This is a genomic window from Kluyvera sichuanensis, assembly GCF_014218705.1.
Classification (GTDB): Bacteria; Pseudomonadota; Gammaproteobacteria; order Enterobacterales; family Enterobacteriaceae; genus Kluyvera; species Kluyvera sichuanensis.
In genome coordinates this window covers 1-24,889 of record NZ_JABBJF010000035.1, presented here as the reverse complement: position 1 = coordinate 24,889, position 24,889 = coordinate 1, and the positions used below count along the sequence as shown (strand labels likewise).

Genomic DNA, 24,889 nt, shown 5'->3' with positions numbered 1-24,889 from the left:
CGCAGCAGGCTGCGTAATTACATCATAACCACATCAAACTGCTCCGGGTTATAGAGCGGTTCAATCTGGACTTTAACCTGCTTACCGACAAAAATTTCCACTTCCGCCAGCGCGTGGGACTCTTCGCCTTTCAGCGTTTCGGCCACGGAAGGAGAAGCGTACACCAGGAAGCGATCGGAATCATAAGCGTGATGCACGCGGACGATTTCGCGCATAATTTCATAGCATACCGTCTCAACGGTTTTCACCGTACCGCGACCGCTACAGGTTGGACATTCGGTGCACAGCACGTGCTCGACGCTTTCACGCGTGCGCTTACGGGTCATCTCCACCAGCCCCAGCGGCGAGAAGCCGTTAACGCTGGTTTTGACGCGATCTTTGCTTAGCGCCTGTTCCAGCGAGTGCAGCACACGGCGGCGATGGTCTTCATTATTCATATCGATAAAGTCGATGATGATAATGCCGCCAAGGTTACGCAGACGCAGCTGACGCGCAATCGCCTGAGTGGCTTCGATGTTGGTGTTGAAAATCGTGTCATCAAGATTGCGGTGGCCAACAAAGGCTCCGGTATTGATGTCAACGGTGGTCATTGCTTCGGTCTGGTCGATAACCAGATAGCCACCAGACTTGAGCTCAACCTTACGCTCCAGCGCACGCTGGATTTCATTCTCAACGTCGAAGAGATCAAAGATAGGCTGACGACCGCTATAGTGCTCAAGCTTACTGGTCATTTCAGGCATATATTCAGCCGTGAATTCCATTAACGCTTCGTAGGTTAGACGGGAGTCAACGCGAATTTTATCCAGCTGGGCGTCAGCAAAGTCGCGGAGCACACGCTGCGCCAACGCCAGTTCACCATACATCTGGTAGCGAGTCTGTGGGCGCTTCTTACGCTCCATGACCTTGGTCCAGACGCGCTTAAGATAGGCGGCGTCAGAGGCCAAATCCTCTTCACATACCCCTTCTGCTGCGGTACGAATGATAAAGCCGCCCTGCTCATCGCAATAATCCGCGACCACCTTCTTTAAGCGTTCACGCTCGGCTTCACTTTCAATACGCTGCGATACGCCAACGTGCGAGGCACCGGGCATAAAGACCAGATAGCGGGAAGGTAAGGTGATGTCGGTGGTCAGACGCGCGCCTTTGGTTCCCAGCGGATCTTTCACCACCTGAACCATCAGGTCCTGGCCCTGACGCACCAGTTCAGAAATATCGCGGACGGTGAACTGCTTTTGCTCTTCACCCGCCACGCATTCGGTATGCGGCATGATATCGGAGGCATGAAGGAACGCCGCCTTATCGAGACCAATATCTACAAAAGCCGCCTGCATACCCGGTAAGACACGACTAACACGACCTTTGTAGATATTGCCTACTATTCCGCGTCGCGCTTCACGCTCAATATGAATTTCCTGCAAAATGCCGCCATCGATATACGCCACTCGCGTCTCCGATGGCGTCACGTTCACTAATAGTTCAGCCGTCATGTGTATCCCTTTTTTCACGTAGCGAGTTAAAGTTACTCAGCAACTCATACGTTTCCACCAGCGGTAAGCCGACTACGGCGTGATAGCTGCCATTTATCTTCCTGACGAAACAGCCACCCAGCCCTTGAATACCGTATGCACCTGCTTTATCTAAAGGTTCGCCGCTCGCAACATAGTCTGCAATGTCTTCTTCGGAAAGCGTCCGGAAGGTCACTTCAGTCATCACCAGACAGTCGAGCGTGTGCTGACTATCAGCCAGCGCAACGGCGGTCATCACCTGATGGGTTTTCCCTGATAGCTTACGCAGCATCGCTGCCGCATGAGCCGTATCGCGCGGTTTCTCCAGCACTTCACCGTTGAGGACAACAATCGTATCAGCCCCGAGAACAGGAAGGTCGTGGCGAGTTAACGCGACGCCAGCCTGCGCTTTCTCTCGCGCCAGGCGCGCCACGTACTGCTGCGCCGGCTCTTGTGGACGACGCTGCTCTTCAATGCCGGGAACCACTTTCTCAAACGTCATGCCTAGCTGAGTGAGAAGTTCCTGACGACGCGGGGAACCTGAAGCAAGATAGAGAGATACCATAACGACCTTATTGAACGGCAAATTGCTGGCGAACTTTCCGCATCAGAAGAAATATCCACGGCCAGAGCACGCCGTTTACTACACTACTCCAGAACACTTCAGGTCGGAAAGAGACGTTGATCACTAAAAACTCTGCCCAGAAAACAATAATATCCGTCGCGAGCGAGAGCAGCATAACTACCAGCGCCTGTTGCCAGAGCGCCAGATTGCGGAACAGCTGATACTTCAGCGCCACCAGATACGCCACGATGCTCAACGACAGCGCACGCACGCCAAGCGTTGAACCACTGATGAGATCCAGTATGGCACCCATCACGAGGCCCGTGCCAACATTCACGCGGTGCGGCAGCGCCAGTGACCAGTAAAGCAGGATAAGCAGCACCCAGTTTGGCCGGAAAACGATAAGGTCGTCCGGCCAGGGCATAACCTGTAGCAGCAGTGCGATAAGAAACGAGAGCCAGATTACCCAGCGTCCCTGGCTACGGTAACTTGCCACTATTGCCCCCCTGCGGAGGGTTGCGGTGGCGGCGTACCCGCAGGCGGCGTGGTTAACCCGGTTGCCGGAGCGGGAAGCTGCGGCCCCATGGTTTCAGGAGACGGCAGCACCTGAGGCATCATCTGCATCAGACGTTCATTGGCGACGCGATGCACCTCTTCCGGGGTCATCGGGTTAGTTCCGTTACGATCCGCACCCCACAGCAGCAGCAGATAGCGCAAACGCTGCAGGCCTGCCGTTGGACGAGCCTGAATCACCGTGTACGCGCGCTGCGTATCCAGCTTAACAGACGAGACGACGCCAACCGGATAGCCTTCCGGGAAACGTCCGCCCAGGCCGGATGTTACCAGCACATCACCCACACGAATGTCGGTGTTGGCCGGCAGATGCTCCAGCTGCAGATCGTCCGTGCAGCCGTTACCGGCGGCGATCACGCGAATATCGTTACGCAGAACCTGAATCGGCAGCGCGTGAGTGGCATCGCAAATCAGCAGCACGCGGCTGGTGAGCTTAGCGACGGCCACAACCTGACCCACAACGCCTTTATCGCTGATCACCGGCTGGCCTTCGTAAACGCCGTTCACGCTGCCTTTGTCGATAACCACCTGGTCGCTGTAGGGATCGTTAACCGTTGAGATCACCTGCGTCACCATTTTCTGTTCGTCCTGGCGCAGCGGTGAACCTAACAGTTCACGTAAACGGGCATTTTCTTGCTTGTACTGACCGAGCATCAGCAGGTCGCTGTTTTTCAGCAGCAGTTCCTGGCGCAGTGCACGGTTTTCGAGTTCGAGCTGATCGCGTGAAGCCAGCGTTTGCGAGACGCTATCGAGCAGTTCACGAGGACCATTGGAAACAAAGTAGAAAGGACTGACGGCAGTATCCATGTACGTTCGAATTTGACTGAACATACCGAGACGGCTGTCGGCAATAATGATACCCAGCGCCACCAGCACCGCCAGGATAAGGCGAATCTGCAGCGACGGGCCACGGCTAAAAATGGGCTTCATAGGCTATGCGTATTCTCGTGTCAGTGAAATTGAGGGTAGCCTTCTGGCTACCCTGAACCTCATGCTGACTACTCTTCGCTGAACAAGTCGCCGCCGTGCATGTCGATCATTTCCAGCGCCTTGCCGCCGCCACGCGCTACGCAGGTCAGCGGATCTTCAGCAACGACAACTGGAATACCGGTTTCTTCCATTAACAGACGGTCGAGGTTGCGCAGCAGCGCGCCACCACCGGTCAGAACCATACCGCGCTCGGAGATGTCGGAAGCCAGTTCTGGTGGGCACTGTTCCAGTGCAACCATCACTGCGCTCACAATGCCGGTCAGCGGCTCCTGCAGCGCTTCGAGAATTTCGTTAGAGTTCAGCGTGAAGCCACGCGGAACGCCTTCTGCCAGGTTACGGCCACGAACTTCGATTTCACGCACTTCGTCGCCCGGATAAGCGGAGCCGATTTCGTGCTTGATACGTTCTGCGGTTGCTTCACCGATCAGAGAGCCGTAGTTACGGCGAACGTAGTTGATGATCGCTTCGTCGAAGCGGTCGCCACCGATACGTACGGAGGAGGAGTAAACCACGCCGTTCAGGGAGATAACGGCGACTTCAGTGGTACCACCACCGATATCCACAACCATGGAGCCGGTTGCTTCAGAAACCGGCAGGCCTGCACCAATTGCTGCGGCCATCGGTTCTTCAATCAGGAACACTTCACGGGCGCCAGCGCCCTGAGCAGATTCACGGATCGCACGGCGTTCAACCTGCGTTGCGCCAACCGGTACACAGACCAGTACGCGCGGGCTTGGGCGCATAAAGCTGTTGCTGTGAACCTGTTTGATGAAGTGCTGGAGCATTTTTTCGGTCACGAAGAAGTCAGCGATAACGCCGTCTTTCATCGGGCGAATAGCCGCGATGTTACCTGGCGTACGGCCCAGCATCTGTTTTGCGTCATGTCCCACGGCGGCTACGCTTTTCGGCGAACCGGCACGATCCTGACGAATGGCGACCACGGAAGGCTCATTCAATACGATGCCTTGTCCTTTTACATAAATCAGGGTATTCGCGGTACCCAGGTCAATGGACAGGTCATTGGAAAACATGCCACGAAATTTTTTCAACATACTAAGGGATAATCCTGAAAGCTGGGGCGGAAAAATAAAATCCGCTTACTTTACCAACCACACGCAGCAGCGACAAGGCGCAAAAATCATCTGCAACGGTGAAAATTAGTGCAGTTCGTTACCTCTGTTACAAATCCAACCTGAGTCCTTCAGTGCAGGAAGACTCACTGCCGCTCCATCCTGGATTTGTACCTGTCAAAGGTCGCCACATGCATGGTGCGTCTTTTTTCCCGGCGAGCAGACATGCACACTCCCGGAAAAAACCGCGCGCGTTATTCTACGTGATAAACACGTTAAACAGCAGGTCAAACCGAATATCTTTGCGAATATTTTTTCACATTTGAGTCAAGTGGCTGGGAAGCAGCAAAAAAATCGCCCTGACCGCCGAAAACTCCGCATTTGGTCAGCTCCTGCCATTCGCCCCGACTGCGTACGCCCGCCGCGAAAACCTGTATCGATGTTCCTTTACAGGCCTCCACCAGACTTTGTACTAACAGCTGGTTTTGACTGCGCTTTTCAATATTTCGCACCAGCACCGGGTCTATCTTAATCAGCTCAACGTCGAGCTGCTTAATCCAGGTGGTGCTGACTAAGGCTAAACCTGCCTGCGTGACTGCAACCCGAACGCCTAATGCATGGATTAAACGGACGACTGGCTGTAAACGCGTCATATGTTGACAGACATCTACCTCTGCAAGTTCAAAAATAATCCGTCGGCGCTGCGATTTTTCACACTGCATCAAGGTATCGCGCAGCCAGCGCTGGAAACGCGGGCGGATCAGCGACTCGACCGTTACCTGAATGGCCAGGTTTTCCTCCGGCCAGAAGCCGAGGAATGGGATCAGGCGGGTGATCTGCTGGCGGTCGTACTCTTCGCCAAGGCCAAACTCCAGCACCATCGGCAGGTATTCTGCGGCAATCACCTCTTCTTTACCGTCAAAGATACGGCACATCAGTTCACGGTGGTGAACGCTGCCGTCGAGGTTGACCGCCGGTTTTTGATACAGGCGTGGGCCGCCACGGCTGAGCATCTGCTCAATCAGGGTGCGCCAGCGGACGTTACCGCGCCCTTTCTCCGGTAATGAATCATCATAAATCGCCCAGCTGTTGCTGCCCTGCAGCACGGCATTGCGCACTGCCGCTTCCGCGTGTTCCATCACCTGCTCGGTCGTCTGCCCGCTACGCCAGGCGCAAATGCCGATGTGCATCATGTCATCACGATCGAGGATCTTCGCCAGCGGCAGCCCATCAATGGCTTTGAGTAATTGCCCGGCGATACTGTCAGCTTCTTTTAACGTGCGGTGCGGCAGCAGAACGGTAAAGTCGCTGCGGCGATAGCGTGCCAGCAGCGCGCCGGGGTAACGCATAATAAAGGTAGAGAGAAGATTGATAAGGGTAAAGACATGCTCTTCCGCTGCGGCACGGCCCCAGTTATCACGCAGGAAGTCGAAGTCCGGCAGACGGATCATCATCACGATACCGTGGGAGCCCACGTTTTCCTGGTCATCAAGCAGCGTCGCCAGCTGATTATCAAAGAACAAACGGTTACTGAGGCCAGTTTTCGAATCCTGGGCCGCATAGGAGCGGATCAGCGTATCCAGGCGGCTGCGCTGCTCGCCGGCAAACTGAATTTCCGAAAGCAGCATATCCAGCGCCGAACTGGTGCGGGCGGGCCATTCATGAATATTGCCTTTGGCTTTCGGCCCGCGCTCGCCGTTAAGAATGCGAATAGAGCGCAGCTCCAGCAGCTCTTCCCCGGCCAGCTGTCGCCGTAGCCAGCGTACGGCGATAAATACCACCAGCACCATAAAGGCAATGGTGATCGTCAGCGGCGCGGTGGTCATGAGCGAGCGAAAGTAGTTGGCCATTGGGTCCTGATAGACCAAATGAATCATCATGCCGGGATGTTTGAGCGAAGGAACTTCCATTTCCCGGTATTGGTAGTGACTGCCAACCGGCTGATAGCTGCTGGTGCGGCTATGGTGGAACAGTGCTTTGCCGTTGAGCGTGAAATCGATGCGGACAATATCGAGCGGCACCATGATCTCATCAAGCTGATGGTCGAGCTTGTCAAACGGTGTATTGACCAGGCGGTTATCCAGCACGGTCGCCACAGCCTGCACGCGATTGGCTATCTTGTACTGTATGCCGTTATAAAAACTCAGCGAGGAGCCGATTAACGTCACAAAGATGGTAAGCCCGGTTAAGAGCGTAAAAAAGGCTGAGAACTTCGTCGTTAATCGCATCCCTGTGTTAACTCCGTAGGTTAATCGTCCCCGATGAGTGTCGGGCGCCTGCGTCCGTACATTACTATTAGAAGTAAGCACTAACATATCAAACCAGGGCGGCATACTACCAAACCTGGAGGATCTGGCAATTTATTGCGCCAAATCGCCAACAAATAATGATAACCGAGTATAGTCCCCGGTAACTTTTTTCACTATCAGTCCATGTAAGGAAGGGTTATGCAGGCACTCATCTTAGAACAGCAGGATGGCAAAACTATCGCCGCAGTGAAGGCCGTCGACGACAGCCTGCTGCCGCAGGGTAACGTCACCGTCGATATTCAGTGGTCCAGCCTGAACTATAAAGACGCGCTCGCCATCACCGGGAAAGGGAAAATCATCCGTAACTTCCCAATGGTGCCGGGCATCGACTTCGCCGGTACGGTTCATACCAGTGATGACGCGCGCTTTACCCCAGGCCAGCAGGTACTGCTGACCGGTTGGGGCGTGGGCGAAAACCATTGGGGCGGTCTGTCCGAGCGCGCACGCGTGAACGGCGATTGGCTGGTTCCGCTGCCGGCAGGCCTGGATGGTCGTAAAGCTATGATCATCGGCACCGCAGGCTTCACCGCCATGCTGTGTGTAATGGCGCTGGAAGATGCAGGCGTACGTCCTGAAGACGGTGAAATCGTGGTAACCGGCGCCAGCGGCGGCGTGGGCAGTACCGCTATCGCCCTGCTGCACAAGCTCGGTTACCAGGTGGCAGCGGTGTCAGGCCGTGAAAGCACCCATAGCTATCTGCGCGCGCTGGGCGCGAGCCGTATTCTGGGCCGTGACGAGTTCGCGGAAACCCGCCCGCTGGAAAAACAGATTTGGGCAGGTGCGGTCGATACCGTGGGCGATAAAGTGCTGGCTAAAGTGCTGGCGCAGATGAACTACGGCGGATGCGTGGCGGCCTGCGGCCTGGCCGGCGGCTTTGCGCTGCCGACTACCGTGATGCCATTTATTCTGCGTAATGTTCGCCTGCAGGGCGTGGATTCGGTCATGACTCCGGCAGCACGTCGCGCCGAGGCCTGGAAACGTCTGGTTACCGATTTGCCTGAGTCCTTCTTCGCACAGAGCGCAACTGAGATAAGCCTTTCTCAAGCACCTGAATTTGCGGATAAAATTATCAATAACCAGATCCAGGGCCGTACCCTGGTCAAAATTGACTAAGCACTTATTTTTCAAGGCGCACTCGCGTTAATTTGACTCCTCCGCCATGCTTATCAAAAGCCTGCCGGAGGTAGTCATGAAAGCCCGTAAATTAACTGAAGCAGACGTCACCGCCGAGTCTGTTTTTATGCTCCAGCGCCGCCAGGTGCTGAAGATGCTTGGTATCAGCACCGCTGCTGCCTCACTTCCACTGCACGCCTCCAGCCTGACGGACTGGTTTAAAGGAAACGATCGCCCACCGGCCCCTTCCGGGCAGCCATTGACCTTCAGCAAGCCCGATGAATGGCAGAACAAGCTGACGCTGACGCCAGAAAACAAAGTCACCGGCTACAACAACTTCTATGAATTCGGCCTCGATAAAGCCGACCCTGCCGCGAACGCCGGAAGCCTGCCCATGAATCCGTGGAAACTGACCATCGGCGGCGAGGTGGCAAAACCGCTGACGCTCGATCATGACGATTTAACCAAACGCTTCCCGCTGGAACAGCGTATCTACCGCATGCGCTGCGTGGAAGCCTGGTCAATGGTGGTGCCGTGGATCGGTTTCCCGCTGCATAAACTGCTCGCCGCCGTCGAACCCACCAGCAACGCGAAGTACGTGGCCTTTAAAACGCTCTACTCCCCAGAAAACATGCCTGGACAGAAGGACCGATTTATCGGTGGCGGTCTTGCCTATCCTTATATAGAAGGGTTGCGTTTGGACGAAGCCATGAACCCGCTTACGCTCCTGACCGTCGGCGTTTACGGCAAAGCGCTGCCGCCGCAAAACGGTGCGCCGATTCGTCTGACCGTGCCGTGGAAATACGGGTTTAAGGGAATCAAGTCGATTGTCAGCATTATGCTGACCCGCGAGCGCCCGGATTCCACCTGGAACCTGGCCGCGCCGGATGAATACGGCTTCTTTGCCAACGTGAATCCACACGTCGATCACCCGCGCTGGTCTCAGGCGACGGAGCGTTTTATCGGTTCTGGCGGCATTCTCGACGTACAGCGTCAACCAACGCTGCTGTTTAACGGCTATGCCGATGAAGTGGCTTCGCTCTATCGTGGGATGAATTTGCGGGAGAATTTTTAATGCGTTTAACGGCGACACAGGTCACCTGGCTGAAGGTTTTCCTGCATCTTGCGGCATTTTTGCCGTTCGTCTGGCTGTTCTGGGCCGTCTCTCAGGGCCAGCTAAGCGCCGACCCGGTAAAGGACATTCAACATTTTACCGGTAGGATGGCTCTGAAATTGCTGCTGGCGACCTTGTTGGTCTCCCCGCTGGCGCGCTACGCTAAACAACCGTTGTTGATTCGCACCCGTCGACTACTGGGACTGTGGTGCTTTGCCTGGGCGAGCATCCACCTCACCAGCTACAGCGTTCTGGAACTGGGTATTCGCAATCTGTCGCTATTAGGTCAGGAAATTGTGACTCGCCCCTATCTTCTGCTGGGATTTGCCTGCTGGCTGATTTTATTGGCTCTGGCGGTAACATCGACCCAGGCTATGCAGCGAAAATTAGGCCGACGCTGGCAGCTTTTGCATAACTTCGTCTATCTTGTGGCGATCCTCGCGCCGATACATTTCCTGTGGTCGGTAAAGATTATCTCACCACAACCGGTTATCTACGCGGCCATCGCGATCGTGCTTTTAGCCTGCCGTTATAAGAAGTTTCGCCAGTGGTGGCGCTAGTTTCGTGATATGTGCGGTTTACCGCAATTCTCTTATAGTCAGACGTTCTTTACACGATAGCAGTTGATAATCTTCCCTGATAAGACCAGTATTTAGCTGCCAAATGCTACGAAATAGTTATAATGTGCGACCTTGGTTTTCCTGACAGGGTTTTTACCCCCCTGAAAAGGTGACAATCGCGCATCGAAGGTATATTTTGTTTTTTACCCGAGAATTGCAGGAGATAGCAGCACAATGACTGACAAGTTTCGCATTTTGCTTTTGAACGGTCCGAACCTGAATATGTTAGGCACCCGTGAGCCAGAGAAGTACGGCACGCTGACGCTTTCCCAGATCGTAAGCCGCTTAACCGCGGAAGCTGAAACCCTGAACGTCACGCTCGACAGCCTGCAGTCCAACGCCGAGTACGTCCTCATCGACCGTATTCATCAGGCTAAAGACAATATTGACTATATCCTGATTAATCCGGCCGCGTTCACGCACACGAGCGTTGCCCTTCGCGATGCGTTGCTGGCGGTGAGCATCCCGTTTATCGAGATCCACCTGAGCAACGTTCATGCGCGCGAACCATTCCGCCATCATTCGTATCTGTCTGATATCGCTTCTGGCGTTATCTGCGGACTCGGCGCTGACGGCTATTCATACGCTTTACAGACGGCGGTAAAACGCCTGTCACAATCAAACTAAACAAAGAGTACGGAACCCACTCATGGATATTCGTAAGATTAAAAAACTGATCGAGCTGGTCGAAGAGTCTGGCATCAACGAACTGGAAATTTCTGAAGGTGAAGAGTCAGTGCGCATCAGCCGCTCTGCTCCAAACACCGGTATTCCAGTGATGCAGCAGGCCTACGCAGCACCTGTAATGCAAGCGCAAGCACCTGTTGCAGCAGCTGCACCAGCTGCAGCTGAAGCTCCGGCTAAAGCTGAAATCAGTGGTCACATCGTACGTTCCCCGATGGTTGGTACTTTCTATCGCACTCCAGGCCCGGATGCTAAAGCATTCGTGGAAGTTGGTCAGAAAGTTAACGTGGGCGACACCCTGTGCATCGTTGAAGCGATGAAAATGATGAACCAGATCGAAGCTGACAAAGCAGGGACTGTGAAAGCAATCCTGGTAGAAAGCGGTCAGCCAGTTGAATTTGACGAGCCTCTGGTCGTCATCGAGTAACGAGGCGAAGATGCTGGATAAAATTGTCATCGCCAACCGCGGCGAGATTGCACTGCGTATTCTTCGTGCCTGTAAAGAACTGGGCATCAAGACCGTGGCTGTGCACTCCACTGCGGACCGCGATTTAAAACACGTACTGCTGGCGGATGAAACGGTCTGTATTGGCCCGGCTCAGTCCGTAAAAAGCTACCTGAACATCCCGGCTATCATCAGCGCTGCTGAAATCACCGGGGCTGTTGCAATTCACCCAGGCTATGGCTTCCTCTCCGAGAACGCCAACTTTGCCGAGCAGGTTGAACGTTCCGGCTTTATCTTCATCGGCCCGAAAGCCGACACTATCCGCCTGATGGGCGACAAAGTGTCCGCAATCACCGCCATGAAGAAAGCAGGCGTACCAACCGTTCCGGGGTCTGACGGCCCGCTGGGCGAAGATATGGATGTTAACCGCGCTCATGCGAAACGCATCGGCTACCCGGTTATCATCAAAGCCTCTGGCGGCGGCGGCGGTCGCGGCATGCGCGTCGTGCGCAGCGACGCAGACCTGGCGCAGTCCATTGCCATGACCAAAGCGGAAGCCAAAGCGGCTTTCAGCAACGACATGGTTTACATGGAAAAATACCTGGAAAATCCTCGCCACGTCGAGATTCAGGTACTGGCTGACGGTCAGGGCAACGCTATCTATCTGGCTGAACGTGACTGCTCCATGCAGCGTCGTCACCAGAAAGTTGTCGAAGAAGCACCAGCACCGGGCATTACCCCGGAACTGCGTCGCTACATCGGCGAACGCTGCGCGAAAGCGTGTGTGGATATCGGCTACCGCGGCGCAGGTACTTTCGAGTTCCTGTTCGAAAACGGCGAGTTCTACTTCATTGAAATGAACACCCGTATCCAGGTAGAACACCCGGTTACCGAGATGATCACCGGCGTTGACCTTATCAAAGAGCAGCTGCGTATCGCTGCCGGTCAGCCGCTGTCCATCAAGCAAGAAGAAGTCCATGTCCGTGGCCATGCGGTAGAATGCCGTATCAACGCCGAAGACCCAGACACCTTCCTGCCAAGCCCGGGTAAAATTACCCGCTTCCACGCGCCGGGCGGCTTTGGCGTTCGTTGGGAATCTCATATCTACGCTGGCTACACCGTACCACCGTACTATGACTCAATGATCGGCAAACTCATCTGTTACGGTGAGACCCGTGACGTGGCAATTGCTCGCATGAAGAACGCGCTGCAGGAACTGATCATCGACGGTATCAAAACCAACGTTGATCTGCAGATGCGTATCATGGCCGACGAGAACTTCCAGCATGGTGGTACCAACATCCACTATCTGGAGAAAAAACTCGGATTACAGGAAAAATAATCCTGTTATCGCAGCAAAAGGCCGGATTTTCCGGCCTTTTTTCTTTTTCTCTCCCCTCATCTTTGCCTTGCGGTACAATCCCCGCTTTCTTCATCCACAAGGGACAAAAAATGGACAAGCGTTTTGTTCAGGCCCATAAAGAGGCGCGCTGGGCGCTGTGGCTAACCCTTCTCTATCTTGCTGCGTGGTTAGCGTGTGCTTACTTACCTAATTCCACGCAGGGTATCACCGGCCTGCCGCACTGGTTTGAAATGGCCTGCCTGCTGATGCCGCTGGTTTTTATTTTGCTGTGCTGGCTGATGGTCCGCTTTGTCTTCCGCGACATCCCGCTGGAGGATAAAGATGCAAACTGAGATTATCGTCGTTCTCGTGCTTTACCTGTTCGTGGTATTCGGCCTGTCGCTGTATGCCATGCGTAAGCGCAGCACCGGTTCCTTCCTCAGCGAATATTTCCTCGGCAGCCGCTCGATGGGCGGCTTTGTGCTGGCCATGACGTTGACGACGACCTACATCAGCGCCAGTTCGTTTATCGGTGGGCCGGGTGCCGCCTATAAATACGGGCTGGGCTGGGTGTTGCTGGCGCTGATCCAGGTGCCGACGATCTGGCTGTCGCTGGGGGTACTCGGTAAGAAGTTCGCTATTCTGGCGCGACGCTATAACGCCATTACCCTCAATGACATGCTGCAGGCGCGCTACCAAAACCGTGCGGTGGTGTGGATTGCCAGTATCAGTCTGTTGGTGGCTTTCGTCGGGGCGATTGCGGTGCAGTTTATCGGCGGCGCACGCCTGCTGGAGACGGCGGCAGGCATTAAGTATGAAAACGGCCTGCTGATCTTCGGCATTACCATTGCCCTGTACACTGCCTTCGGCGGCTTCCGTGCCAGCGTGCTCAACGACACCATGCAGGGCATGGTGATGCTGATTGGCACCATCGTGCTGCTGGTTGGTGTGGTGCATGCCGCAGGCGGGCTGCATAACGCGGTGGATACGCTGGAGCAGATAAACCCGCAGCTGGTCTCGCCGCACGGCGCAGATGACATCCTGACACCGACCTTTATGACCTCTTTCTGGGTGCTGGTCTGCTTCGGGGTGATTGGCCTGCCACATACCGCCGTACGCTGTATCTCGTATAAAGACAGTAAGGCGGTGCATCGCGGAATTATCATCGGCACTATCGTTGTGGCGGTGCTGATGCTGGGGATGCATCTGGCAGGCGCGCTGGGCCGTGCCGTGTTGCCGCACCTGACCGTGCCGGATCTGGTGATCCCAACGCTGATGGTGCAGGTATTACCACCATGGGCGGCTGGCCTGTTCCTTGCCGCGCCGATGGCCGCTATTATGTCGAACGTGAACGCCCACTTACTGCAAGCGTCGGCGACCATCATTAAAGATCTGTGGCTCAGCGCGAGCCCGACTAAAATTCGTAATGAGCACCGCATTAAGCGCATCTCCACCTGGACGACGCTGGTGCTCGGTATTCTGATGATGCTCGCCGCCTGGCGTCCGCCAGAGATGATTATCTGGCTGAACCTGCTCGCCTTTGGCGGGCTGGAAGCAGTATTCCTGTGGCCATTGGTGCTCGGCCTGTACTGGGAGCGTGCGAACGCTGCTGGGGCGTTGAGCGCGATGATCGTCGGCGGCGTGCTGTATGCCGTGCTGGCCACATTTAATATTCAGTACCTGGGCTTCCATCCGATTGTGCCCTCGCTGCTGCTAAGTTTGCTGGCGTTTGTCGTCGGGAACCGTTTTGGTCAACCCGTCGTACAGGCTGCCGTCATTTCTTCTGATAAATAAAGAGTTTTGCCATGCCGTGGATCCAACTGAAACTGAACACAACCGGCGCCAATGCCGAAGATCTTAGCGATGCACTGATGGAGGCCGGTTCGGTCTCCATTACCTTCCAGGATACGCATGACACGCCGGTCTTTGAGCCGCTGCCGGGTGAAACGCGTCTGTGGGGTGATACCGACGTTATCGGCCTGTTCGACGCAGAAACCGACATGAAAGAAGTCGTTGCCATCCTGGAACAGCATCCGCTGCTGGGTGAAGGCTTCGCCCACAAGATTGAGCAGTTGGAGGATAAAGACTGGGAGCGCGAGTGGATGGATAACTTCCACCCGATGCGTTTCGGCGAGCGTCTGTGGATCTGTCCAAGCTGGCGCGATGTGCCGGACATTAACGCCGTTAACGTGATGCTCGATCCGGGCCTGGCCTTCGGTACCGGCACGCATCCAACCACCTCTCTGTGCCTGCAGTGGCTGGACGGGCTGGATTTAACCGGCAAGACGGTGATCGACTTTGGCTGCGGTTCCGGGATCCTCGCGATCGCCGCGCTGAAGTTAGGCGCCGCCAAAGCGATCGGGATCGATATCGATCCGCAGGCGATTCAGGCCAGCCGCGACAACGCCCAGCGCAACGGCGTTTCCGAACGTCTGGAGCTGTATCTGCCGCAGGACCAGCCTGAGGCCATGAAAGCCGACGTGGTGGTCGCTAACATCCTGGCAGGCCCATTACGCGAACTGGCACCGTTAATCAGCGTGCTGCCGGTTACAGGCGGCCTACTGGGGCTTTCTGGCATCCTGGCAAGCCAGGCGGAAAGCGTCTGTGAAGCCTACGCCGATCTCTTTGACCTCGACGCTGTCGTTGAGAAAGAAGAGTGGTGCCGCATTACCGGCCGTAAGAAGTAATCTCCTCCCGTGGCCTCTTTGCAGGCCACATTTTTCCCTCTTTTTGTACACCATCGCCCACCGCCACGCGTTAAAATAAAAACTTAACTCATTGAAGTTAAAGCATAAACTAACATTAACTATTCATTGGACGAATTGTATGAAAACAACGTTTGGCAAGGCGGCGATCCTGGCCCTCAGCATCATGCCCATCTCAGTTTTTGCTTCCCACTGGAGCTACGAAGGAGAAGGCTCCCCCGAGCACTGGGGCGCACTCAGCGAGGAGTTCAAAACCTGCCAGACCGGCATGAACCAATCCCCGATTAACATCGATACCGCGCTGGCGGCACATCTCTCGCCGCTGGACGTCCGCTATACCGACGGCCCGGTCACGCTCATCAATAACGGACATACCGTCCAGGCTGGCCTGAAGAGCACCACCAGCGATACCGTCACGATTGACGGCACGCCGTTTACCCTCCAGCAGGTCCACTTCCATGCGCCAAGCGAAAACACCGTTCACGGCAAACACTACGCCATGGAGGCTCATCTGGTGCACAAAGATGCAAAGGGTAACACCGCGGTCGTGGCGGTGATGTTTGACGTAGGAGCAGAAAATGCGGCGCTGAAGGCACTGTGGGCCGCAGTGCCGGAGAAAACAGAACAGGAAGTGAGTATACCTGCGCAGTTAGACCTCAATACGCTTCTGCCTACCGATAAGCATTACTGGCGATTCAGCGGTTCCCTGACCACACCGCCATGCTCTGAAGGCGTGACCTGGATTGTCCTGAAGCAGCCGATGACCCTTTCCGAAGCGCAGCTGAAAAAATTCGCCCAGACGATGCATCATGACAACAACCGGCCGACCCAGCCGCTTAACGGCCGTGTGGTCGTTGAGTAGCCTGAAAAGCATCACGATCATATTCTGAATATGGGAGCATAGTCACACTATGTCACAATAATCTGCTGATTTAATCAGCAGATTATCTTGCCAAATCTCCTGCTGATGAAGAAAAAATGAGAAGTTACGCAAAAATATGCGCGTAGATAAAATAATCATATATTTCTAATGCAATGATTTATATAACTAATTCCTAATTACCGTTTACGCTTACTACGATTCTTTGATCCACCTCAGAGGATTGGTTAAAGTTTGGCCTTTCATCTCGTGCAAAAAATGCGTAATATACGCCGCCTTGCAGTCACAGTATGGTCATTTCTTAACTCATGCGTATCGGACAACACCAGCTCAGAAATCGACTGATCGCAGCGCCTATGGCAGGTATTACCGACCGGCCGTTCAGGACGTTGTGCTACGAGATGGGAGCAGGTTTAACCGTTTCCGAGATGATGTCGTCTAACCCACAGGTCTGGGAAAGCGATAAGTCCCGCCTTCGGATGGTGCACATTGATGAGCCAGGTATTCGCACCGTGCAAATTGCCGGAAGCGTGCCTGAAGAGATGGCGGATGCCGCGCGTATCAACGTGGAAAGTGGCGCCCAGATTATTGATATCAATATGGGTTGCCCGGCCAAAAAAGTGAATCGCAAGCTTGCAGGTTCAGCCCTTCTGCAATACCCCGATCAGGTGAAGTCAATCCTGACGGCGGTTGTCAGCGCAGTGGACGTTCCTGTTACGTTAAAGATTCGCACGGGTTGGTCGCCGGAACACCGTAACTGTGTAGAGATTGCCCAACTGGCCGAAGACTGTGGCATTCAGGCCCTGACCATTCATGGACGCACCCGCGCCTGTTTGTTCAATGGTGAAGCTGAATACGACAGCATTCGGGCAGTTAAGCAGAAAGTTTCCATTCCGATTATCGCGAATGGTGACATTACTGACCCGCTTAAAGCCAGAGCTGTACTCGACTATACGGGGGCTGATGCCCTGATGATAGGACGTGCCGCTCAGGGAAGACCCTGGATCTTTCGGGAAATCCAGCATTATCTGGACACTGGAGAGCTGCTTGCTCCGCTGCCACTGGCAGAGGTTAAGCGCTTGCTTTGTTCGCATGTTCGGGAACTGCATGACTTTTATGGTCAGGCAAAAGGGTACCGAATTGCGCGTAAACACGTATCCTGGTATCTCCAGGAGCACGCTCCAAATGACCAGTTTCGGCGCACATTCAACGCCATAGAGGATGCCAGCGTACAGCTGGAGGCGTTGGAGGCATACTTCGAAAATCTTGCGTAATGAAATAAAGAGCTGACAGAACTATGTTCGAACAACGCGTAAATTCTGACGTACTGACCGTTTCTACCGTTAACTCTCAGGATCAGGTAACCCAAAAACCCCTGCGTGACTCGGTTAAACAGGCACTGAAGAACTATTTTGCTCAACTGAACGGTCAGGACGTTAATGACCTGTATGAGCTGGTACTGGCTGAAGTAGAACAGCCCCTGTTGGACATGGTGATGCAATACACCCGTGGTAACCAGACCCGCGCAGCCCTGATGATGGGCATCAACCGCGGTACTCTGCGTAAGAAACTGAAAAAATATGGCATGAACTGATACTAATCAGTTAATTGCTTGATTTTGAAGGCGCTACTCGGCATGGGGAAGCGCCTTTTTTATTGCCTGTTTTATTGCCAGTGTTACGCCTCAGCGTAGACGATTCGGTAACCTTTAGCCTCAGGAATCACCCGCGCAAAGCCCGATCCACCGAAGTGCATCCCCGCCACCAACCACTGTTCCGCTGCCGCCTGTGCCAGAATGCGTTTACGCGACGCTTCCGCCTGTTCTCTATCGATATCAAAAGCGATGCTCACGCCAGGATGCGCGGTCTGAATATAGGGGAAGTGAACGATGTCACCCCAGATAATCAAGCTGTCCTCTGGAGTATCAATTCTGAACCCGGTATGCCCCGGTGTATGCCCTGGCAGAGGAACGGGGTGAATCCCCTCAGCAATCGGCGCATCGCTCAGCAGGCGCACACGCTCACCGTAGGCGGCCAGCGTCTGGCGCGCGCGAATAAAATTACGCTGCTGACGTTCATTGGCCTGCGCAAATCGCGCATCGTCCAGCCAGAATGCCTTCTCAAGCGGATGTAGATAGAGTTCGGCGTTGGGATAAACCATCAGGCCCTCCTCGTCCAGCAAGCCCCCCAGATGGTCAGGATGGGCGTGGGTCAACAGCACCGTATCCACCGTTTCTGGCAGGACGCCTGCGGCCTGCAAATTGGCTTTCAACTGCCCACCTACGTTATTGACGCCACCGGTTCCTGAATCCACCAGAATCGTTCGTCCGCGTCCGCGGATAAGATAACCGTAGATATGCAGATTTCCGGGCTCAGCAATCCCCGCCTGCCGCTGGATCTCTCCGGCCTCTGTGGTACTAATGCCAGACAAGAGTTCGAGACTCGCGGCCATATTACCGTCGCTGAGCGGCGTCACCAGAAAATCGCCAATCTGACGGGAAATCACGTTCATAAACACCTCGTTACGGGGATGATGAGTAGAATAATAAGATGACAGAAGCCGAAAGCTGAGAACAGCACAAGCGAGGCCAGATGAATTATCTTCAGGCTTCCCTGCCTGAGAGGACGGGCGGTTACTGGTTAACGACCAGCGCGGGCCGGGCAGCCCACAGACTTTGGGCGCAGATGGTTGCCATAATATTGTCGACCAGTAGCGGAGCCTGCTGGTAGAGATCGAACGACTGAGGGCTCATTAGCCAGTTTTTGATAATACCGCTAAATGCGCTATGTAATACGATCAATACAATCTCAACGTTTGTATCAATGGGTAATATTCTGTTACGTACGCAGGCCTGCAATATATTTCGCATAGCATCATAGCTAAAACCTATCCTCCCTCTGATTTCATGCTCCGGCATCATATCGCAGCTAAATTCGCATTTATGATACAGAATCTGCATTAAGGCGCGCTGGCGTGGTGTCTCCGCGATATATTGCAAACCAACGACAAATTTATTTCTTAAGTTTAATAGCGGATTAGTGCTTTCTATTTGTATCAATTTATGATGAATTAAATCACGCAGCGGCAATTGTTCTTCCCACATTGCATTAAATAATTCACTTTTGCTGGCAAAATGCCAATACACTGCGCCGCGCGTTACCCCAGCGGCATCAGCAATATCGGTCAGCGTGGTGTTGCTTACGCCCCGCAGTGCAAACTGCTCGATTGCCGAATCAAGCAGCAGTTGGCGCGTCTTGAGCGCCTCTTCTTTCGTTTTTCTGGCCATAGCCTGCGTCACTTACCGCAACATTCACGGTGGATGGAAAATCAATTAATTCAATTTACCATTGAGACTAACCGTAATATTTACCAAAAAGTTTGATAAATACTTAAAATAAATAAATCCACTAAATGCATGAATCATTAATTAACATTCACACAATGAATGCATTCTTTTCCTTTTCTCTCTGCGTAAATTCTCTAATCCTGCTATTTTTGCGTTTCCGTGCCTTTGATGATTGTCCAAAAATAACTATCCCTTACATCCACCGATGTTTATTTGTAGGATAACGAACTGCTTTTTTTATTCACCCTTTCTTTCACAGATTTTTAGTCAAACCTGGCTATCAATCTATAAGGAACAGCAATGACGAGTCACGCCAGGGTTACACTCTTATCCAGCTTAATTATCTCTGCGGCATTACTTAGCGGCTGCGATAATTCTGGAAGCCAACAAGCGCATGCGCCAACACCTCAGGTTACCGTTCACACCGTGAACAACGCGCCATTGTCCATCACCACAGAATTACCGGGCCGGACCTCCGCGTTTCGCGTTGCTGAAGTTCGCCCGCAGGTCAGCGGGATTATTCTCAAACGCAACTTTGTCGAAGGTAGCGATGTTGAGGCCGGGCAATCTCTCTATCAAATTGATCCAGCAACCTACCAGGCAGCCTATGACAGCGCTAAAGGCGATCAAACTAAAGCAGAAGCCGCTGCGGTAATCGCTCACCTGACGGTAAAGCGCTATGTCCCTCTGCTGGGCACCCAGTACATCAGTCAGCAGGATTATGACCAGGCGGTCGCTACCGCACGTCAGGCCGATGCGGATGTGATGGCGGCAAAGGCAGCCGTGGAGAGCGCACGCATTAATCTGGCCTACACCAAAGTCACCTCGCCAATTACCGGCCGTATCGGCAAATCCAGCGTTACCGAAGGTGCGCTAGTCACCAACGGCCAGTCTGATGCCATGGCCACGGTACAGCAGCTTGACCCTATCTATGTCGATGTGACTCAGTCCAGCAGCGACTTTATGCGCCTCAAGCAAGAAAGTTTGCAGCAGGGCGGCGACGCAAAAAGCGTTCAACTGCTCATGGAAAATGGCCAGCCTTATGCGCTGAAAGGTTCTCTGCAGTTCTCTGACGTCACCGTCGATGAGAGCACGGGTTCCATCACCCTGCGCGCGATTTTCCCGAACCCACAGCACGTACTGCTGCCGGGGATGTTCGTTCGCGCTCGTATTGATGAAGGTGTGAATCCAAACGCTATGCTGGTTCCGCAGCAGGGTGTCACCCGTACACCGCGCGGCGATGCAACGGTTCTGCTGGTAAACGATAAGAACCAGGTGGAAACGCGCAGCGTGGTGGCGGCCCAGGCCGTTGGCGACCAGTGGCTGATTACCAGCGGTCTGAAAGCCGGCGACAAAGTTATCGTCAGCGGCCTGCAGAAGGTTCGCCCTGGCGCCACCGTGAAGGCTGAAGAGGATACCGCGGCTCCGGCTGCGCAATAAGGTACCGATTAAATGTCTAAGTTTTTTATCCATCGACCGGTGTTTGCCTGGGTTCTGGCCATCATCATGATGATTGCCGGCGGCCTGGCGATACTGCAGTTGCCTATCGCCCAGTACCCGACGATCGCCCCGCCTGCGGTGGCTATCTCCGCGACCTATCCGGGCGCTGATGCGCAAACCGTACAGGATACCGTCACCCAGGTTATCGAACAGAACATGAACGGTATCGATAACCTGATGTACATGTCCTCCACCAGTGACTCTGCGGGTTCCGTGACCATCACCCTGACCTTTAAATCAGGGACCGATCCGGATATTGCCCAGGTGCAGGTACAGAACAAGCTCTCTCTGGCAACGCCGCTACTGCCGCAGGAAGTACAACAGCAGGGTATCAGCGTAGAGAAGTCGAGCAGCAGTTTCCTGATGGTGGCCGGGTTTATCTCTGATAACCCAACGACCGTACAGGACGATATTTCAGACTATATTGCTTCTAACGTTAAAGACCCTATTAGTCGCCTGAACGGTGTGGGCGACGTGCAGCTCTTTGGTGCGCAATATGCGATGCGTATCTGGCTCGACGGCAACCTGCTGAACAAATACAGCCTGACGCCGGTGGACGTTATCAACCAGTTGAAGGTGCAGAACGACCAGATCGCAGCAGGCCAACTGGGCGGTACGCCGGCAGTGAAAGGCCAGCAGTTGAACGCCTCGATTATTGCCCAGACGCGTCTGAAAGACCCGGTTGAGTTCGGTAAAGTGACCCTACGCGTGAACGCGGATGGTTCGGTCGTTCATCTGAGTGACGTCGCGCGAATTGAGCTCGGCGGCGAAAACTACAACGTGGTCGCACGTATTAACGGTAAGCCTGCATCAGGCCTCGGGATCAAGCTGGCTACCGGTGCGAATGCGCTGGATACCGCCAATGCGATTAAAGCTAAGCTCGCGGAGCTGCAACCGTTCTTCCCGCAGGGGATGAAGGTGGTCTATCCGTATGACACCACGCCGTTCGTGACCATCTCGATTCACGAAGTGATTAAGACGTTGTTTGAGGCGATTATTCTCGTCTTCCTCGTCATGTACCTGTTCTTGCAGAACATTCGTGCGACCCTGATCCCGACGATTGCGGTACCGGTGGTGCTTCTCGGAACCTTTGCCGTGCTGTCGATGTTCGGCTACTCGATAAACACCCTCACCATGTTCGGGATGGTGCTCGCGATAGGCCTGCTCGTCGACGATGCCATCGTGGTGGTGGAAAACGTCGAGCGTGTGATGGTCGAGGAGAAGCTATCGCCCGTCGAGGCCACCGAGAAGTCGATGGAGCAGATCCAGGGTGCGCTGGTTGGGATCGCGATGGTGCTGTCGGCGGTATTCGTACCGATGGCCTTCTTCGGCGGCTCAACCGGGGCTATCTACCGCCAGTTCTCGATAACCATCGTTTCCGCCATGGCGCTGTCGGTACTGGTGGCTCTGATCCTTACTCCGGCGCTGTGCGCCACGCTGCTGAAACCAGCTTCTGCAGATCACTACGAGAAGAAAGGGTTCTTCGGCTGGTTTAACAATAAGTTTGATCAGAGCGTTAACCACTATACCAATAGCGTCAGCGGCATTCTGCGCGCCACCGGGCGCTACCTGCTTATCTACCTGCTGATCGTTGTGGGGATGGCGGTACTGTTTATGCGCCTGCCCACCTCCTTCCTGCCGGATGAAGATCAGGGCGTATTCCTGACCATGGTACAGCTACCGGCTGGTGCGACGCAGGAGCGTACTCAGAAGGTACTGGATACGGTGACCCACTACTACCTCAATAACGAAAAGTCGAACGTTGAGAGCGTCTTTACGGTTAACGGTTTCAGTTTCAGCGGCCAGGGACAGAACTCCGGTATGGCGTTCGTAAGCCTGAAGCCGTGGGATGAGCGTAGCGGCGATGAAAACAGCGCGGAATCAGTTATCAAGCGTGCCACCATGGCCTTCAGCCAGATTAAAGATGCGATGGTCTTCCCGTTCAACATGCCAGCGATTATCGAGCTGGGCACGGCGACCGGCTTCGACTTTGAGCTGATTGACCAGGGCAACCTTGGTCATACGGCACTGACTCAGGCGCGTAACCAGCTTCTTGGCATGGTACAACAGCATCCGGATCAGCTGGTTCGCGTGCGTCCAAACGGCCTCGAAGATACCGCGCAGTTCAAACTCGATGTCGACCAGGAAAAAGCACAGGCGCTGGGCGTTTCGCTGTCTGACATCAACGAGACTATTTCTGCGGCGTTGGGCGGCTACTACGTAAACGACTTTATTGACCACGGTCGCGTGAAGAAGGTTTACGTTCAGGCAGACGCAAAATTCCGCATGCTGCCAGGCGACGTCAACAACATGTACGTCCGTAGCTCAAACGGTGAGATGGTGCCATTCTCTGCCTTTGTCACTTCACGCTGGGTGTATGGTTCTCCGCGTCTGGAACGCTATAACGGTCTGCCATCCATGGAGATCCTCGGTGAAGCGGCACCGGGTAAAAGTACCGGTGAGGCGATGACGCTAATGGAACAGCTGGCCAGCAAGCTGCCTTCTGGCATCGGCTTCGACTGGACGGGAATGTCCTATCAAGAACGTCTGTCGGGCAACCAGGCCCCTGCGCTGTATGCCATCTCGCTGATCGTCGTCTTCCTGTGCCTGGCCGCGCTCTATGAGAGCTGGTCGATTCCATTCTCCGTTATGCTGGTTGTGCCACTGGGCGTTGTCGGTGCGCTGCTGGCAGCCTCACTACGCGGACTGAATAACGATGTTTACTTCCAGGTGGGTCTGTTGACCACCATCGGTCTATCGGCGAAGAACGCCATCTTGATCGTCGAGTTTGCCAAAGACCTGATGGATAAAGAGGGGAAAGGCATCATCGAGGCCACCCTCGAGGCATCACGTATGCGTCTGCGTCCAATTCTAATGACGTCTCTGGCCTTTATTCTCGGCGTTATGCCGCTGGTTATCAGCCACGGCGCGGGCAGCGGTGCGCAGAACGCCGTCGGTACCGGCGTGATGGGCGGGATGCTGACCGCGACGCTGCTGGCAATCTTCTTCGTGCCAGTGTTCTTTGTGGTGGTTAAACGACGCTTTACCAAACACTCTGAGTAATACGAGTACTCATGATAAAAGGCGCCTGTAGGCGCCTTTCTTTTTGCCGGTGAGTCAGGAAGATTAGTTCAGCGGGCTCAATGCGTTAGGCCACCAGACCATCAGTTACGCTACGCGACTCGTCATTTCGTTATTTTCCTCTGCATCATTTCTGCATAATTCCACCGTTTTCAGCCTCTCTTCTCCACGATATTTACGAACCACATAAATTGAGATAAATCCCCCTATCTATAGGCTATAGCGCAGGTGATAAAATAAGCCATTCCGTAATACGACATATTTCTGGCGTAATGAAACGGATTATTTAGAGGCAACATCATGAAAAAATTTATTCTGGTGACACTGCTGGCAACGCTGCTTGCTGGCTGTGCGCATGACTCCCCTTGTGTACCCGTTTATGACGATCAGGGCCGTCTGGTTCACACCAACACTTGCATGAAAGGAACGACGCAGGACAACTGGGAAACCGCGGGTGCTATCGCCGGTGGTGCAGCTGCCCTCGCGGGCCTGACGCTGGGTATCGTTGCACTGACCAAATAACACAACGGCCAGAAGGCGCCCGCTTTCTGGCCCTTTCCCTTACTTATTGGCAGCGTCAGAATGGCATAGGCGCAGCTTTTATTTCTAACCAACTTAGCCCCCATCTTTTAATTCCAGTCAGTAATCTAAATACCTCATCATAATAAAGAGATAGCGAGCGCTACCTTATTTTCAGCACCGAGTTTATTTCTAAAGGGATATTTCAATGAGACAGGAATACTATTTATTGTAGGTCGGATAAGGCGCTCACGCCGCCATCCGGCAGTGTGCACCATCCCGGAGTCGGCGTAACACGCCTCGTCCGGGCTACCAGCACCGTCTGTAGCCCGGGCGAACGCAGTGACCCCGGGGATTTTCACCGTACTTTTACTTTCGTATAGACGTAAAAAAGCCCATCCTGACGGATGGGCTTTTTTACTTTAATTGATGTCTGGCAGTTCCCTACTCTCGCATGGGGAGACCCCACACTACCATCGGCGCTACGGCGTTTCACTTCTGAGTTCGGCATGGGGTCAGGTGGGACCA

Annotated in this window: 23 protein-coding genes and 1 rRNA gene; 15 read left to right on the top strand and 9 right to left on the bottom strand. The window is 54.1% G+C overall.

All coding sequences use genetic code 11. The features are described from left to right. Positions 1-17: 17 nt before the first annotated feature. The 6 genes from rng to csrD form a co-directional block, all read right to left on the bottom strand. Positions 18-1,487, bottom strand: a complete 1,470-nt coding sequence (gene rng / locus HII27_RS23495) for a ribonuclease G (RefSeq protein ID WP_185669796.1) — start codon at positions 1,485-1,487, stop codon at positions 18-20. Further along, entirely contained in the window at positions 1,477-2,070 is a 594-nt protein-coding gene (locus HII27_RS23490) for a Maf family protein (RefSeq protein ID WP_185669795.1), read from the bottom strand. The genes rng and HII27_RS23490 overlap by 11 nt, the downstream gene beginning before the upstream one ends. A gap of 7 nt (positions 2,071-2,077) precedes the next feature. Then, positions 2,078-2,566: a rod shape-determining protein MreD gene (mreD, locus tag HII27_RS23485; RefSeq protein ID WP_185669794.1), complete on the bottom strand. Its 489-nt coding sequence runs from the start codon at positions 2,564-2,566 to the stop codon at positions 2,078-2,080. Next, positions 2,566-3,573 carry a rod shape-determining protein MreC gene (gene mreC / locus HII27_RS23480; protein WP_185669793.1) on the bottom strand — a complete coding sequence of 336 codons (1,008 nt, stop codon included), beginning with the start codon at positions 3,571-3,573 and terminating at the stop codon, positions 2,566-2,568. Before mreC ends, mreD begins: the two co-directional genes overlap by 1 nt. 68 nt (positions 3,574-3,641) lie before the next feature. Then, a complete protein-coding gene (gene mreB, locus HII27_RS23475; RefSeq protein WP_000913396.1) occupies positions 3,642-4,685 on the bottom strand; it encodes a rod shape-determining protein MreB in 1,044 nt (347 codons plus the stop codon). A gap of 305 nt (positions 4,686-4,990) precedes the next feature. After that, on the bottom strand, positions 4,991-6,931 hold the full coding sequence (gene csrD, locus HII27_RS23470) for an RNase E specificity factor CsrD (RefSeq protein ID WP_185669792.1): 1,941 nt from the start codon (positions 6,929-6,931) through the stop codon (positions 4,991-4,993). A 219-nt stretch (positions 6,932-7,150) separates the two neighbouring features. Here csrD and acuI point away from each other — a divergent pair, with 219 nt between their 5' ends. From acuI to fis, 12 genes are all read left to right on the top strand, one after another. Next, positions 7,151-8,125 carry an acrylyl-CoA reductase (NADPH) gene (gene acuI / locus HII27_RS23465; protein ID WP_185669791.1) on the top strand — a complete coding sequence of 325 codons (975 nt, stop codon included), beginning with the start codon at positions 7,151-7,153 and terminating at the stop codon, positions 8,123-8,125. A gap of 76 nt (positions 8,126-8,201) precedes the next feature. Continuing rightward, entirely contained in the window at positions 8,202-9,200 is a 999-nt protein-coding gene (gene msrP, locus HII27_RS23460) for a protein-methionine-sulfoxide reductase catalytic subunit MsrP (protein ID WP_185669790.1), read from the top strand. Continuing rightward, positions 9,200-9,799, top strand: a complete 600-nt coding sequence (gene msrQ / locus HII27_RS23455) for a protein-methionine-sulfoxide reductase heme-binding subunit MsrQ (RefSeq protein WP_185669789.1) — start codon at positions 9,200-9,202, stop codon at positions 9,797-9,799. The genes msrP and msrQ overlap by 1 nt, the downstream gene beginning before the upstream one ends. A gap of 234 nt (positions 9,800-10,033) precedes the next feature. Next, complete coding sequence (aroQ, locus tag HII27_RS23450; RefSeq protein WP_035891225.1) at positions 10,034-10,486, top strand: type II 3-dehydroquinate dehydratase; 453 nt, start codon at positions 10,034-10,036, stop codon at positions 10,484-10,486. Between the two features lie 22 nt (positions 10,487-10,508). Next, positions 10,509-10,970: an acetyl-CoA carboxylase biotin carboxyl carrier protein gene (gene accB / locus HII27_RS23445; RefSeq protein WP_185669788.1), complete on the top strand. Its 462-nt coding sequence runs from the start codon at positions 10,509-10,511 to the stop codon at positions 10,968-10,970. A gap of 10 nt (positions 10,971-10,980) precedes the next feature. Beyond that, the gene (gene accC, locus HII27_RS23440) at positions 10,981-12,330 is read left to right on the top strand and encodes an acetyl-CoA carboxylase biotin carboxylase subunit (protein ID WP_185669787.1); all 1,350 of its coding nucleotides are present in this window, start codon (positions 10,981-10,983) and stop codon (positions 12,328-12,330) included. 110 nt (positions 12,331-12,440) lie between these two features. After that, positions 12,441-12,683 carry a YhdT family protein gene (locus HII27_RS23435; protein ID WP_185669786.1) on the top strand — a complete coding sequence of 81 codons (243 nt, stop codon included), beginning with the start codon at positions 12,441-12,443 and terminating at the stop codon, positions 12,681-12,683. Further along, positions 12,673-14,124, top strand: a complete 1,452-nt coding sequence (gene panF / locus HII27_RS23430; RefSeq protein ID WP_185669785.1) for a sodium/pantothenate symporter — start codon at positions 12,673-12,675, stop codon at positions 14,122-14,124. Before HII27_RS23435 ends, panF begins: the two co-directional genes overlap by 11 nt. Before the next feature lie 11 nt (positions 14,125-14,135). Then, entirely contained in the window at positions 14,136-15,017 is an 882-nt protein-coding gene (gene prmA / locus HII27_RS23425) for a 50S ribosomal protein L11 methyltransferase (protein ID WP_185669784.1), read from the top strand. 139 nt (positions 15,018-15,156) lie between these two features. Next, positions 15,157-15,897, top strand: coding sequence for a carbonic anhydrase (locus tag HII27_RS23420; RefSeq protein ID WP_185669783.1), 741 nt, complete (start codon positions 15,157-15,159; stop codon positions 15,895-15,897). A 326-nt stretch (positions 15,898-16,223) separates the two neighbouring features. Beyond that, positions 16,224-17,189: a tRNA dihydrouridine synthase DusB gene (gene dusB / locus HII27_RS23415; RefSeq protein ID WP_185669782.1), complete on the top strand. Its 966-nt coding sequence runs from the start codon at positions 16,224-16,226 to the stop codon at positions 17,187-17,189. Between the two features lie 23 nt (positions 17,190-17,212). Beyond that, the gene (gene fis, locus HII27_RS23410) at positions 17,213-17,509 is read left to right on the top strand and encodes a DNA-binding transcriptional regulator Fis (RefSeq protein WP_000462905.1); all 297 of its coding nucleotides are present in this window, start codon (positions 17,213-17,215) and stop codon (positions 17,507-17,509) included. Between the two features lie 83 nt (positions 17,510-17,592). Here fis and HII27_RS23405 read toward each other — a convergent pair whose 3' ends face one another. Further along, positions 17,593-18,426 (bottom strand): MBL fold metallo-hydrolase, encoded by an 834-nt coding sequence (locus HII27_RS23405; protein WP_185669781.1) that lies wholly within the window; start codon positions 18,424-18,426, stop codon positions 17,593-17,595. Positions 18,427-18,547: 121 nt separating this feature from the next. Next, on the bottom strand, positions 18,548-19,201 hold the full coding sequence (gene envR / locus HII27_RS23400; protein WP_185669780.1) for an acrEF/envCD operon transcriptional regulator: 654 nt from the start codon (positions 19,199-19,201) through the stop codon (positions 18,548-18,550). A gap of 360 nt (positions 19,202-19,561) precedes the next feature. Here envR and HII27_RS23395 point away from each other — a divergent pair, with 360 nt between their 5' ends. From HII27_RS23395 to HII27_RS23385, 3 genes are all read left to right on the top strand, one after another. Next, positions 19,562-20,701: an efflux RND transporter periplasmic adaptor subunit gene (locus HII27_RS23395; protein WP_185669779.1), complete on the top strand. Its 1,140-nt coding sequence runs from the start codon at positions 19,562-19,564 to the stop codon at positions 20,699-20,701. 12 nt (positions 20,702-20,713) lie between these two features. After that, positions 20,714-23,824: an efflux RND transporter permease subunit gene (locus HII27_RS23390; protein ID WP_185669778.1), complete on the top strand. Its 3,111-nt coding sequence runs from the start codon at positions 20,714-20,716 to the stop codon at positions 23,822-23,824. Positions 23,825-24,142: 318 nt separating this feature from the next. Then, positions 24,143-24,364, top strand: coding sequence for a lipoprotein (locus HII27_RS23385; protein ID WP_035891258.1), 222 nt, complete (start codon positions 24,143-24,145; stop codon positions 24,362-24,364). Positions 24,365-24,792: 428 nt separating this feature from the next. Here HII27_RS23385 and rrf read toward each other — a convergent pair. Next, positions 24,793-24,889 (bottom strand): 5S ribosomal RNA (gene rrf, locus HII27_RS23380); the annotation flags it as partial.